The following is a 12175-nucleotide window of genomic DNA, read 5'->3' on the forward strand; positions in this document are numbered from 1 at the left end:
GGTATAAGGGGCTTTATCAGTAGCAACTTATTTGGATAAGAGCGTATTTGCTCTATAAGAAAAACAACAATTTTTATAAAAGATCGTGGCAAGTGAGCAAGAAAATGCTAGAATTGCACGCTTTAAAAATTGAACGTTCTATTTTATTAACAAATCTAGGTTGTCTATGTCTAAAGAAAATCAACAAAATAGCCCTAAACAGATTGAAAACAAGGGTGTGAAAAGTAAAGGCGTAAACAGTGCTTTATGGGTTTTATCTATTGCGTGTATTGCCGTAGCTGCAATCGGCAATGTCTATTTCGCAAGCCATTTTTCATTGATTGTACGCGTATTGTTATTAGTTGCTTTATTGGTTGTGGGTGTTGGATTAGCGGCAATCACCAACCAAGGTCAAAAAGCAATTGGTTTTATCAAAGATTCTCGTCAAGAATTGCGTAAAATCGTGTGGCCAACTCGCCCTGAAACAACACAAACAACATTGATTGTCGGTGCTATCTGTTTAGTTGTTGCATTAGCTTTATGGGGCATTGATTCTTTGATTGTTTCAATCATTACATTCTTAACAAATTTGAGGTTCTAAAATGAGCGAGATCGAACTAGAAACCAAAGAAGCAAAGAGAATGCGCTGGTATGTATTACAAGCATTTTCGGGGTTTGAAGCAAGAGTAGCGATGACTTTGCGTGAGTATATTAAACTTCATAATATGCAAGATCAGTTCGGCGAAGTGCTTGTTCCAACTGAAGAAGTGGTTGAGAATGTGGCTGGTCGCCGCCGTAAAACAGAACGTAAATTCTTTCCAGGTTATGTATTAGTTCAAATGGAAATGAACGATGACACTTGGCACTTAGTAAAAAGTGTTCCGCGTGTAATGGGTTTTATCGGCGGTACTGCAGATAAACCTGCACCAATCAGCCAAAAAGAAGCTGAACGTATTCTTAACCGAGTACAAGAAACAGCCGATAAACCACGCCATAGAAAAGAATTCCAACCAGGTGAAGAAGTACGAGTAACGGAAGGTCCATTTGCAGACTTTAATGGTACTGTGGAAGAAGTGGATTATGAAAAAGGTCGCTTAAAAGTATCTGTTTCAATCTTCGGACGTGCAACCCCTGTTGAACTTGAATTTAACCAAGTGGAAAAACACAACGGTTAATTTTAATATTTATTTATAAGTTGATTGACAATTAAACTTCGATAATCCCTAGTATTTCAGCTAGGGATTATTTGTTTTTATAAAAATTAGGGTAATTTCCGCTCTAAACGCCATAAATCCGCAAAACTGGCTCGTTGTTTGATTAAATGAGCTTGATTGCCATCAACCATTACTTCTACGGCTTGCGGACGAGAGTTATAGGTTGAAGACATTGTTGCCCCATAAGCTCCTGCTGAACGAACTGCAATTAAATCGCCTTCTGCAACGGCTAATTCACGCTGTTTACCTAAAAAGTCAGACGTTTCACAAATTGGACCAACAACATCATAAACTGCTTTTTCACGCACTAAACTCTGGTCAATTTCTATAATTTGCATATAGGCTTTATACAGTGCTGGGCGAATCATATCGTTCATTCCTGTATCCACAATCGCAAAATTACGGTCTTCATTCTGTTTGATATATTCGACTTTAGTGACCAAAATCCCTGCATTTGCAGTAATAGCTCGTCCTGGTTCTAAAATTATTTCTAAATTTGGATAAGCTTTAAGTTTATTTAGCAATGCTGCTGCATATTCCGTTGGGTGCGGAGGTGTTTCATCTGTGTAAGGCACACCTAAGCCACCGCCTAAATCTAAATGGTGTAATTCAATACCATCTTGTTTAAGCTGCTCCATTAGCACAATCAGGCGATCTGTCGCATCTAAGAAGGGTTGTAATTCAGTTAATTGCGAGCCGATATGACAATCCATTCCTGTAATTTTTACGTTCGGTAATGTTTTGGCAAAACGATAAACTTCACGAGCTTCGCTAACGCTTACGCCGAATTTATTCTCTTTTAAGCCTGTTGAAATATATGGGTGAGTATGAGCATCAACATCTGGATTAACGCGTAAAGAGATTGGTGCAATTTTGCCAAGTTGCCCAGCCACATCGTTAATTCGTTTTAACTCAGGAACAGATTCAATATTAAAGCAACGAATCCCCACTTCTAATGCTCGTGCAATTTCTTGATGTGATTTTGCCACACCAGAAAAAACTACCTTATTTGCATCTCCGCCAGCAGCAAGGACACGTTCAAGTTCTCCTTGAGAAACAATATCAAAGCCTGAACCTAAACGAGCCATTACATTTAATAACGCGATATTTGAATTGGATTTCACCGCAAAGCAGATTAAGTGTGGATGTTCACCAAAGGCATCATTAAACGCGTGCCAATGGCGTTCAAGAGTAGCTCGAGAATAGATATAAGCGGGTGTACCAAATTGTTGAATAATATCTGTAACGGCAATTTCTTCCGCAAACAGTTGCTGATGTCGATAATTAAAATGATCCATAATCTTCCGAGTATATAAATATATGTGTAAATAATTGAGATAATCACACCGCTTATATTACGGCTGTTGCTCTTGCGGTGTATTTTCTGGGAAGTAAAGTGGGCCTTTTACCCCACAAGCCGTTAATGTGATACCGCTGAACAATGCAATAATCAGTAATTTTTTCATAGCACCTACTTTAGAACTAAAAGCGACAAGCGAAATTCGCTCAAAGAATGGCGATTGTACCGAAGATAGACAAGACACGCAAAGAAAAAGCTATTTAATTGTTTGTACTTAAATAGCTTTTTCTATTACTCTTCGCTTTTTTGTTTAAACTGTTGCATTAGTTGTCGCATTTGTTGAGTATTTTGCTTAAATGCTCGGCAATAAGGGCAAAATAACAGGTGCATATTTACTGCACAGCGTTGATTAAATGCGAGCTTCTGTTCATTACCTAAAGAAATTAACTCTGTAATTTGTTTACATTTTTTCATTATTTTTTCTCCCCAAACCAACTTTTTGATAAACAGGCTTGTAGTTGTAGTCTAGCCCGAAACAGAATAACGTGTAAATTAGACGTAGAAACCTCACATTCCTGACAAATTTCATCAGTATTCATTTCTAAGTATTCTCGCATCATAAAAATTCGAGCTTGTTGTGCAGGTAATTGTGTCAAACAGGTTTCAAAAATTATCCAAAATTCTTTCTTATAGGTACTACTCTGTACACTTTGCCATTCACTTGGCTCAAAGTAAGTTAAATCCCAGTGATCTCGTTCAGTAAAAAAAGCATTCGGCGTATCTTCTTCATAAATTTCAGACACCGTTACTGTGCGTTTACGATAGTGAATTAAATCAATAATTTTATTTTTTAAGATAGCGAAGACCCAAGTTTTTAAGGCGGATTTCCCTTTAAAAGAATGTGCATTTTTATAAGCACTGGTGAGAGCTTCTTGTACCACATCTTCGGCAAGATCGGGATCTTTTAGTTGCAGAACTGCAAATTTCACCATTTGCTGACGAATTTCTTCTATTTGCTGTGGTGGAATTTGCGTAAGCCGTTGTTGCTCTGTTTCCATTATGAATTCTCCTTTTATAAGATTTATTGTATTTTGTTGTAATTTTTTAATGCGAGAAACGTCCAATAGATAGATTATACTGCGATTAGGAGATCAGAATGAAAAAATTAACTGAAAATGATGTTACCCCTGAAGATATTTTTTATCAACGCCGTAAAATTATTACCGCAATGGGGCTTGGAGCAGCTGCAACAATGTTGCCTAATATCAGCTTAGCGGATAGTAAGAATGCACTAAAAAAATTAGATTTTAAAACAGCTGAGAAAAGTGATTTGATCCTAACACCAGAGAATAAAATCACAGGTTATAATAATTTTTATGAGTTTGGAGTTGATAAAGGATCGCCGGCTCAATATGCGAAAGATTTTAAGGTTGATCCTTGGACTGTTGAAATTACAGGTGAAGTAGAAAACCCATTTACCTTAGATTATAACCAGCTCTTTACTCAATTTCCGTTAGAAGAACGTATTTATCGTTTTCGTTGTGTTGAAGCGTGGTCAATGGTTGTGCCTTGGATTGGCTTTGAATTAAATAAACTGCTTGCTAAAGCAAAACCAACGAGCAGAGCTAAATATGTCGTATTTCATACCTTACACGATCCTGAACAAATGCCAGGGCAGAAAAACCGTTTCTTTGGTGGTGGGATTGATTATCCGTATGTTGAAGGCTTAACGATTGCAGAAGCGATGAATCCATTAACCTTAATGTCCGTTGGCTTATACGGTAAAGCCTTACCGCCACAAAATGGTGCACCAATTCGTTTAGTTGTGCCTTGGAAATATGGCTTTAAGAACATTAAATCCATTGTAAAAATTACACTTTCAGAAACTCGCCCACAAACAACGTGGGAAAAGCTGGCTCCACACGAATATGGTTTTTATGCCAATGTGAACCCGAATGTTGATCACCCTCGTTGGTCGCAAGCCTCTGAACGTGTCATTGGTTCTGGTGGTTTATTAAGCGTTAAACGCCAACCAACACTAATGTTTAACGGCTATGAGCAAGAGGTCGCTCATCTGTATAAAGGTTTAGATTTAAGGGTAAATTACTAATGCTAGCACTATATAGAGTGATAATCCATTTGGGGTGTTTTGCCCCATTTGTTTGGCTGACTTCAGTATTGTTATCTGGCGATGAAACAGCTTTAGGTACAGACCCTATTAAAGAAATTGAGCATTTTCTTGGTTATACTGCCATTGTCATTTTCTGTATTATGTTTTTATTAGGGATTGTTTTACAGTTACGCAATAAGAACCAATATCAGATTTTACGCCGCCCACTCGGATTATGGGCATTCTTTTATGCGTTACTTCACGTTGCGAGCTATTTGGTGCTAGAACTCAATCTTGATTTCACTTTGTTTTTCAAAGAGCTTGTTAGTCGCCCTTATTTAATCTTTGGAGGAATTGCATTTATTATATTGTTAGTGATGACAATGACTTCTTTACCTTCAATTAAAAATGCATTGGGTAAAAAATGGTTTACGGTACATCAATTCGCCTATCTTGCTATTATCTGTGCGGGTATTCACTATTATTGGTCAGTAAAAAGCCTTACTCTTGATCCTATTATTATTGGTGCTGTTATCTGCTTTATCGTTGCGTGGCGATACCTTAGCCAATATATTTTACCTACTCGTCGCTAATGTAAAGCAAGTAAATTTTAATTTAACAGTATATCTTTTCTTTTCATTTGGTGGTTTTCGTATATAATGAGCATAAGTTTCGGTTCGAAAGATAATTGAAAGAAATATGTCAAAACGAAATACTCAACAACGCCGTCAAATTATTGCCAATATGGTGCAAGAACAAGGTGAAGCCAGTGTTGAGCATCTAGCAACTTTGTTTGAAACATCAGAAGTTACGATTCGCAAAGACTTAACCGCTTTGGAAGAAAGCGGTTTTTTATTGCGTCGCTACGGTGGAGCAATAAAAATCCCAACCGAGTTAATTGAAGAATCTCACGAACAACTTTCGAAACAAAAGTTAGCTATTGCCCAAGCCGCTGTTCAGCAGATTAGAGAGCATAATCGTATTATTATTGATAGTGGAAGTACAACAGGTGCGTTAGTAAAAGCCTTAAACCAAACAGGTTTGGTAATTATGACCAATTCTTTAGCCTTAGCTAATGAATTAACCACTTTGGAATGCGAACCTACGGTATTGATGACAGGAGGAACTTGGGATTCTCGTTCTGAATCTTTTCAAGGAAAGGTTGCAGAACAAGTGTTACGTTCTTACGACTTTGATCAACTTTTTATCGGTGCTGATGGTTTGGATCTGCTACGCGGGACAACAACGTTCAATGAACTCATCGGGTTAAGTCAAGTAATGGCAGAAGTGGCTCGTGAAGTTATTGTGTTGATTGAATCGCAAAAGATTGGGCGGAAAATGCCTAACTTAGAATTGCAATGGCAACAAATTGATAAATTGATTACAGATGACCAACTTTCACCAGAGATTCAATTACAGATTGAGCAACAGGGCGTTGAAGTCATTCTTGCAAAAAATTAATCGTTTCTGACCGCTTATAAGCGGTTACATTTTCTCAAAAATTTACAAAAGGAAGCAAATATGTGTGGAATCGTAGGTGCAGTGGCACAACGTGATATCGCAGAAATTTTAGTCGATGGTTTACACCGTTTAGAATATCGTGGTTATGACTCAGCAGGGGTTGCAGTATTAAATCACGATAAACAGATGCAAATTGTTCGCCGAGTCGGTAAAGTTAAAGCATTAGACGAAGCGTTGGACGCCAACCCATTATTAGGTGGAACAGGGATTGCTCACACACGTTGGGCAACTCACGGTGAACCCTCTGAGACGAATGCTCACCCACATCGTTCGGGCAATATTGCGGTTGTACATAATGGCATTATTGAAAACTATGAAGAATTACGCAGTGAATTACAAGCTCGTGGCTACCAATTCCAATCACAGACGGATACTGAAGTTATTGCTCATTTAGTTGAATGGGAATTACGCAGTGCTAAGAGTTTGCTAGAAGCTGTACAAAAAGCAGTGGTACAACTGCGTGGTGCTTATGGCACCGTGGTGATGAACCAAGCAGAACCTGAACATTTAATTGTTGCTCGCTCTGGTAGCCCATTAGTCATCGGATTAGGTATGGGAGAAAATTTTCTTGCGTCAGATCCCCTTGCACTATTGAGTGTTACTCGCCGTTTTATTTATTTAGAAGAAGGTGATGTCGCAGAAATTACTCGCCGCTCAGTCGATATTTTTGATCGTAGCGGTGTAAAAGTAGAACGTGAAATCCACGAAGGTAACTTTGAACAAGATGCTGCGGATAAAGGACAATATCGCCACTATATGCAGAAAGAGATTTTTGAACAACCTGTGGCAATTCGTAACACTTTAGAAGGGCGTATTGCCAATGATAAAGTTGTGGTTGATGCAATTGGGGCTAATGCAGCACAAATTCTCAAAGATGCTCAACATATTCAAATTGTTGCTTGTGGCACATCTTATAATGCAGGAATGGTTGCACGTTATTGGTTTGAATCTATTGCGGGCGTGAGTTGTGATGTGGAAATTGCCTCTGAGTTCCGTTACCGTAAATTTGTGACTCGTCCAAATAGTTTGTTGATCACACTTTCTCAATCTGGCGAAACTGCTGATACGTTAGCCGCATTACGTCTAGCAAAAGAATCAGGTTTTATGGCGGCAATGACGATTTGTAATGTGGCAAGTTCCTCATTAGTGCGTGAATCTGATTTTGCCTTTATGACAAAAGCAGGGGTAGAAATTGGCGTGGCATCAACAAAAGCCTTTACGACACAGCTGACTTGTTTATTACTATTAAATGTTGCAATCGGTCGCTTAAAAGGCAATTTAAGTGAAGAACAAGAAAAACATATTGTTCAATCTCTACAACGCTTACCAGCACAAATTGAGAGTGCATTAGTTTTTGATAAGGCGATCGAAAAATTATCTGAAGACTTCGCAGACAAACATCATACACTCTTTTTAGGACGTGGAGAGTTTTACCCAATCGCGATGGAATCTGCTTTAAAACTCAAAGAGATTTCTTATATTCACGCTGAAGCCTATGCAGCTGGAGAATTAAAGCACGGTCCACTCGCATTGATTGATAGTGATATGCCTGTTATTGTGGTTGCACCAGAAAATGACCTACTTGAAAAAGTGAAATCAAATATTGAAGAAGTGCGTGCTCGTGGCGGACAGCTTTATGTCTTTGCAGATCACGATGCTGGATTTAGTGACTCAGAAGGGTTTAAAACCGTGGTAATGCCAAAAGTTGATGAAGTTACAGCACCAATTTTCTATACCGTACCACTTCAACTTCTTTCGTATCATATTGCCTTAATCAAAGGCACTGATGTTGATCAGCCTCGTAATCTTGCTAAAGCGGTAACGGTGGAATAATCTGATATATAAACTGCCTTAGTAGGATATATAGGCAAAATAATCGCTAACTACTATTGGTTACTGGAAAATATTAAGCGGTTCGATACTTGCAAAATTTTGCGAATATCGAACCGCTTGTTTATAAGAGCTTATTCTTCAGCGTCTTCTTTTTCCCATTCTAATGCACGTTTTACTGCTCGTTTCCAACCTTTATAGCGTCTAGTACGTTTTTCTTCATCACCATCAGGCACAAAAGTTGTTTCTACTTCAGCTTTACCACGCAGCTCTTCTAAACTTCCCCAGAAACCTGTTGCTAGCCCTGCTAGATAGGCTGCACCTAATGCAGTCACTTCACGCACGACTGGACGTTCAACTTTTGCATTTAAAATATCTGCTTGGAATTGCATTAAGAAGTTATTCACAACTGCACCACCATCAACTCTTAATGTTTCTAGTGTTTCGCCACTATCTGATTGCATTGCATCTAAAACTTCGCGTGTTTGATAAGCAATAGATTCTAATGTGGCACGCACAATGTGGTTACGATTAGAACCACGAGAAAGTCCAACAATAGCACCGCGAGCGTAAGGATCCCAATATGGTGCCCCTAAGCCAGTAAATGCAGGTACAACATAAACGCCATTTGAGCTTTGAACTTTAACGGCAAAATATTCAGAGTCGCGACTATCATGGATAATTTTTAACTCATCGCGTAACCATTGAATAGATGCTCCTCCCATAAAAATAGAGCCTTCAAGTGCGTAGCAAGGTTCACCTTTAGCATTACACGCAATTGTCGTTAATAGCCCATTTTTAGATTCAACCGCTTTATCTCCCGTATTCATTAGCATAAAACAGCCAGTACCATAGGTATTTTTTGCCATTCCTGCATCGACACATAAATGACCATATAACGCAGCTTGTTGGTCTCCTGCAATACCTGCCACAGGAATGCGTACGCCACCCATACCGCCGATGTTAGTTTGTCCGTAAATTTCAGATGAATTTTTAACTTCAGGCAACATTTCTCTTGGAACATCTAATAATTCCAACATTTTGTCATCCCACTGTTTTGTATGAATATTAAACATCATTGTACGAGATGCGTTGGTATAATCAGTAACGTGAACTCGACCTTGAGTTAATTTCCAAACTAACCAAGTATCAACCGTACCAAAGAGTAACTCACCTTTTTTCGCACGCTCACGAGCACCTTCTACATTATCTAAAATCCATTTTACTTTTGTACCAGAGAAGTAAGGATCAACGACTAACCCTGTGGTTTTACGAATATATTCTTCGTGTCCATCCGCTTTCAATTTCGAACAAAAATCAGCAGTACGGCGACATTGCCACACAATCGCATTATAGATCGGCTTACCTGTTTCTTTTTCCCAAACAATAGTTGTTTCACGTTGGTTGGTAATACCAATTGCCGCAATTTGATCAGCTGTTACACCTGCTTTTGCAACAACTTCATTTAAAGTTGAGCTTTGAGTTGCCCAAATTTCCATTGGGTTATGTTCAACCCAACCTGCTTGTGGATAAATTTGTGTAAATTCACGTTGTGCGACTTCAACAATGTTCGCATTTTTATCAAGTAATACTGCACGAGAGCTTGTTGTACCCTGGTCTAAAGCAATAATGTATTGTTTTGTTGTCATAGGAATCACCTTAATTAAAAAGAAATTGTTACGTTATAATTTGCAAGGTAAATTTTTACCAATTAAACGAGTGTAGAAAAAACCACCTAATAAAGCCCCAACAATAGGTCCAAAGATAGGAACAAGGAAATAAGGAATATCACGACCACCAGTGAAAGCAATATCTCCCCAACCTGCTAAAAATGTAAATATTTTTGGAGCAAAATCACGAGCAGGGTTCATTGCAAAACCAGTTAAAGGCCCCATCGCCCCACCAATAACTGCAATCAATAACCCAATGAGTAATGGTGCCATTGGACCTCTTGGAACACCGTTACCATCATCCGTTAAAGCAAGAATTAAAGCCATTAACACAGCAGTAATAACCATTTCAACAATAAAGGCTTGGAATACGCTAATATGCTCATTTGGATAGGTGGAGAACACTCCAGCAAAGCCAACCCCTTCGCCACGCACGATATTTTGTGCAGCTTCTGTGGCAATAAAGAGATCTCTATATAAAAAATAGACTAACGCAGCAGCGGAAAAAGCACCGAGCATTTGTGAGATGATATAAGGTAAGATTTTTTTGCCATCAAAACAGGCGAATTTCCATAATGCGATGGTAACAGCAGGGTTCAAATGAGCACCAGATAACCCTGCAGATGCGTAAACAGCCATTGCAACAGCGAGTCCCCAAACAATAGAAATCTCCCATAACCCAAATGTAGCACCAGCTACCTGAGCTGCGGCAACACAACCTGCCCCAAAGAAGATAATCAATCCAGTACCAATAAATTCACCAATGCAAGCGGCTTTTAATGATTTATCCATAACTTCCCCCAAGAAATTAGAATATAGAAAAATAGATAATTGATTGAAAACGAAAGTTTCGGCTGTGAAATATAAAGAAATGAACATTTTTAGCAAATGGGAAAAGTTATTTTTGTGACATACTGCACAAAAATTTGTTACTTTTATGTAATTTTTTTTGATTTTTATCACATTTCGAAAACAAAAAAGCCATATTGAAATATATCAATATGGCGTATAAAGAGAGTTATTTAATTATTATTTGCCGTAATGGTCGCCTAATTTAGCTTTATGTTTGCTTTCTTCTAACATTGTGATGAACATTAACAATACAGCTAATACACCACCAGCAATCATTACATAGAAACCGCCGTCCCAGCCGTAGTATTCTGCCGCCCAACCTACAACTGCTGATGCAGCAACAGTACCACCAAGGTAACCGAATAAGCCTGTAAAGCCTGCTGCTGTTCCTGCAGCTTTTTTCGGTGCAAGTTCAAGGGCGTGTAAACCAATCAACATTACAGGACCATAGATTAAGAAACCGATAGTAGTCATTAAAATGAAGTCCATTAACTGATATGGGTTTTCATACCAAGCGTGACCAGCATATTGTGCAAGTTCATTTTCTGGTGTTGCTGGGTTAAGCCATAATGCAACGACTGCAGCTGTGGTTAAAATCATAAAGATGAAACCTGTTAAACCACGTTTTCCTTTAAAGACTTTATCTGATACCCAACCGCATAATAATGTTCCTGGTACAGCTGCAAGTTCATAGATCGTATATGCCCAAGCTGTTCCTTTAATATTGAAATGTTTAACTTCACCAAGATAAACAGGAGACCATTTCAATACACCATAGCGAATTAAGTAAACGAATACGTTAGCAATTGCGATATACCACAACAGTTTATTTTTAAACACATAAGTGAATAAAATTTCTTTTACGGATAAGTTATTTTCGTAAGTTTTTTCGTTATAGTCTTCAGGGTAATCATTACGCCATTTTTCAATCGGCGGTAAACCACAAGATTGTGGGGTATCACGCATTACTAAATAAATAGGAATAGCAGCAATCATTGCAGCAATACCAGGATAGTAAAGGGCTTGTTGCCAAATATCTTTCGCTGTTGCTTCTACTCCATATTCACTGAAATAAATCGCTCCTGCTAAAAGAACCATAATACCTGGTACTGTTCCCCCTACGTTGTGGGCTGTATTCCAAATGGATACGATTGTTCCACGTTCAGATTTAGACCACCAGTGAACCATTGTTCTACCACACGGAGGCCAACCCATACCTTGGAACCAACCATTTAAGAAAATCAACGCCCACATTACTGCAATGCCTGATGTCGCCCAAGGGAATAATCCCATCATTGTCATACATAAACCAGAGAGTAATAAACCAAATGGTAAGAAAACTCTTGGATTAGAACGGTCAGAAATAGTTGCCATAAAGAATTTTGACAAACCATAAGCAAGACCCGCAGCTGTACCAATTACACCTAATTCGGCTTTTGTGTACATTCCTGCTTCAATTAACCCTTTCTGTGCTAAATCGAAATTTGCACGAACAAAATAATAAGCAGCATAACCAAAGAAGATCCCTGCAAACACTTGCCAACGTAAGCGTTTGTATGTGGAATCAATTTTGTCTGCTGGTAGCTCTGCAATATGCGGAGCAGGTTTAAATGGACCAAACATAGTAAACTCCAACAATTTGTTGTTATTGAAAAAATAAGATATTCATTTACGAATATCGCAGACTGATGACAAACCC

13 protein-coding genes are annotated in these 12175 nt (G+C 38.5%); 6 read left to right on the forward strand and 7 right to left on the reverse strand.

Annotated elements, in window-relative coordinates:
- Nucleotides 1-166 precede the first annotated feature (166 nt).
- Nucleotides 167-580: a preprotein translocase subunit SecE gene (gene secE, locus A1D25_RS09395; protein WP_157395415.1), complete on the forward strand. Its 414-nt coding sequence runs from the start codon at nucleotides 167-169 to the stop codon at nucleotides 578-580.
- Nucleotide 581: 1 nt separating this feature from the next.
- A complete protein-coding gene (nusG, locus tag A1D25_RS09400) occupies nucleotides 582-1154 on the forward strand; it encodes a transcription termination/antitermination protein NusG (protein WP_157395416.1) in 573 nt (190 codons plus the stop codon).
- Between the two features lie 86 nt (nucleotides 1155-1240).
- Here nusG and lysA read toward each other — a convergent pair whose 3' ends face one another.
- From lysA to A1D25_RS09420, 4 genes are all read right to left on the reverse strand, one after another.
- Nucleotides 1241-2491, reverse strand: coding sequence for a diaminopimelate decarboxylase (gene lysA / locus A1D25_RS09405; protein WP_157395417.1), 1251 nt, complete (start codon nucleotides 2489-2491; stop codon nucleotides 1241-1243).
- A 57-nt stretch (nucleotides 2492-2548) separates the two neighbouring features.
- On the reverse strand, nucleotides 2549-2659 hold the full coding sequence (gene lptM, locus A1D25_RS09410) for an LPS translocon maturation chaperone LptM (RefSeq protein WP_157395427.1): 111 nt from the start codon (nucleotides 2657-2659) through the stop codon (nucleotides 2549-2551).
- A gap of 125 nt (nucleotides 2660-2784) precedes the next feature.
- Nucleotides 2785-2967: an anti-sigma factor family protein gene (locus A1D25_RS09415; RefSeq protein ID WP_157395418.1), complete on the reverse strand. Its 183-nt coding sequence runs from the start codon at nucleotides 2965-2967 to the stop codon at nucleotides 2785-2787.
- The gene (locus A1D25_RS09420; protein ID WP_157395419.1) at nucleotides 2967-3551 is read right to left on the reverse strand and encodes a sigma-70 family RNA polymerase sigma factor; all 585 of its coding nucleotides are present in this window, start codon (nucleotides 3549-3551) and stop codon (nucleotides 2967-2969) included. Before A1D25_RS09420 ends, A1D25_RS09415 begins: the two co-directional genes overlap by 1 nt.
- Nucleotides 3552-3649: 98 nt before the next feature.
- On the opposite strand from A1D25_RS09420, the gene msrP reads away from it, so the two are divergent.
- From msrP to glmS, 4 genes are all read left to right on the forward strand, one after another.
- On the forward strand, nucleotides 3650-4603 hold the full coding sequence (msrP, locus tag A1D25_RS09425; RefSeq protein ID WP_157395420.1) for a protein-methionine-sulfoxide reductase catalytic subunit MsrP: 954 nt from the start codon (nucleotides 3650-3652) through the stop codon (nucleotides 4601-4603).
- Nucleotides 4603-5196: a protein-methionine-sulfoxide reductase heme-binding subunit MsrQ gene (locus A1D25_RS09430; protein WP_157395421.1), complete on the forward strand. Its 594-nt coding sequence runs from the start codon at nucleotides 4603-4605 to the stop codon at nucleotides 5194-5196. Before msrP ends, A1D25_RS09430 begins: the two co-directional genes overlap by 1 nt.
- Before the next feature lie 106 nt (nucleotides 5197-5302).
- The gene (locus A1D25_RS09435; protein WP_157395422.1) at nucleotides 5303-6064 is read left to right on the forward strand and encodes a DeoR/GlpR family DNA-binding transcription regulator; all 762 of its coding nucleotides are present in this window, start codon (nucleotides 5303-5305) and stop codon (nucleotides 6062-6064) included.
- 60 nt (nucleotides 6065-6124) lie between these two features.
- Nucleotides 6125-7957 (forward strand): glutamine--fructose-6-phosphate transaminase (isomerizing), encoded by a 1833-nt coding sequence (gene glmS / locus A1D25_RS09440; RefSeq protein ID WP_157395423.1) that lies wholly within the window; start codon nucleotides 6125-6127, stop codon nucleotides 7955-7957.
- A 131-nt stretch (nucleotides 7958-8088) separates the two neighbouring features.
- On the opposite strand, the gene glpK is transcribed toward glmS, so the two are convergent.
- The 3 genes from glpK to glpT form a co-directional block, all read right to left on the reverse strand.
- Entirely contained in the window at nucleotides 8089-9603 is a 1515-nt protein-coding gene (gene glpK, locus A1D25_RS09445) for a glycerol kinase GlpK (RefSeq protein WP_157395424.1), read from the reverse strand.
- Between the two features lie 33 nt (nucleotides 9604-9636).
- Nucleotides 9637-10416: an MIP/aquaporin family protein gene (locus A1D25_RS09450; protein WP_157395425.1), complete on the reverse strand. Its 780-nt coding sequence runs from the start codon at nucleotides 10414-10416 to the stop codon at nucleotides 9637-9639.
- Between the two features lie 237 nt (nucleotides 10417-10653).
- Nucleotides 10654-12099, reverse strand: a complete 1446-nt coding sequence (gene glpT, locus A1D25_RS09455; protein WP_157395426.1) for a glycerol-3-phosphate transporter — start codon at nucleotides 12097-12099, stop codon at nucleotides 10654-10656.
- Nucleotides 12100-12175: the final 76 nt, after the last annotated feature.

This window comes from Ursidibacter arcticus (genome assembly GCF_009761375.1).
Taxonomy (GTDB): Bacteria; Pseudomonadota; Gammaproteobacteria; order Enterobacterales; family Pasteurellaceae; genus Ursidibacter; species Ursidibacter arcticus.

Bases quoted from the DNA above. Each gene is read 5' to 3' on its own strand.
- glpK (WP_157395424.1), bottom strand. From the start codon at position 9,603: ATGACAACAAAACAATACATTATTGCTTTAGACCAGGGTACAACAAGC.
- glpT (WP_157395426.1), bottom strand. From the start codon at position 12,099: ATGTTTGGTCCATTTAAACCTGCTCCGCATATTGCAGAGCTACCAGCA.
- A1D25_RS09450 (WP_157395425.1), bottom strand. From the start codon at position 10,416: ATGGATAAATCATTAAAAGCCGCTTGCATTGGTGAATTTATTGGTACT.
- lysA (WP_157395417.1), bottom strand. From the start codon at position 2,491: ATGGATCATTTTAATTATCGACATCAGCAACTGTTTGCGGAAGAAATT.
- A1D25_RS09430 (WP_157395421.1), top strand. From the start codon at position 4,603: ATGCTAGCACTATATAGAGTGATAATCCATTTGGGGTGTTTTGCCCCA.
- A1D25_RS09420 (WP_157395419.1), bottom strand. From the start codon at position 3,551: ATGGAAACAGAGCAACAACGGCTTACGCAAATTCCACCACAGCAAATA.
- nusG (WP_157395416.1), top strand. From the start codon at position 582: ATGAGCGAGATCGAACTAGAAACCAAAGAAGCAAAGAGAATGCGCTGG.
- A1D25_RS09415 (WP_157395418.1), bottom strand. From the start codon at position 2,967: ATGAAAAAATGTAAACAAATTACAGAGTTAATTTCTTTAGGTAATGAA.
- A1D25_RS09435 (WP_157395422.1), top strand. From the start codon at position 5,303: ATGTCAAAACGAAATACTCAACAACGCCGTCAAATTATTGCCAATATG.
- msrP (WP_157395420.1), top strand. From the start codon at position 3,650: ATGAAAAAATTAACTGAAAATGATGTTACCCCTGAAGATATTTTTTAT.
- lptM (WP_157395427.1), bottom strand. From the start codon at position 2,659: ATGAAAAAATTACTGATTATTGCATTGTTCAGCGGTATCACATTAACG.
- glmS (WP_157395423.1), top strand. From the start codon at position 6,125: ATGTGTGGAATCGTAGGTGCAGTGGCACAACGTGATATCGCAGAAATT.
- secE (WP_157395415.1), top strand. From the start codon at position 167: ATGTCTAAAGAAAATCAACAAAATAGCCCTAAACAGATTGAAAACAAG.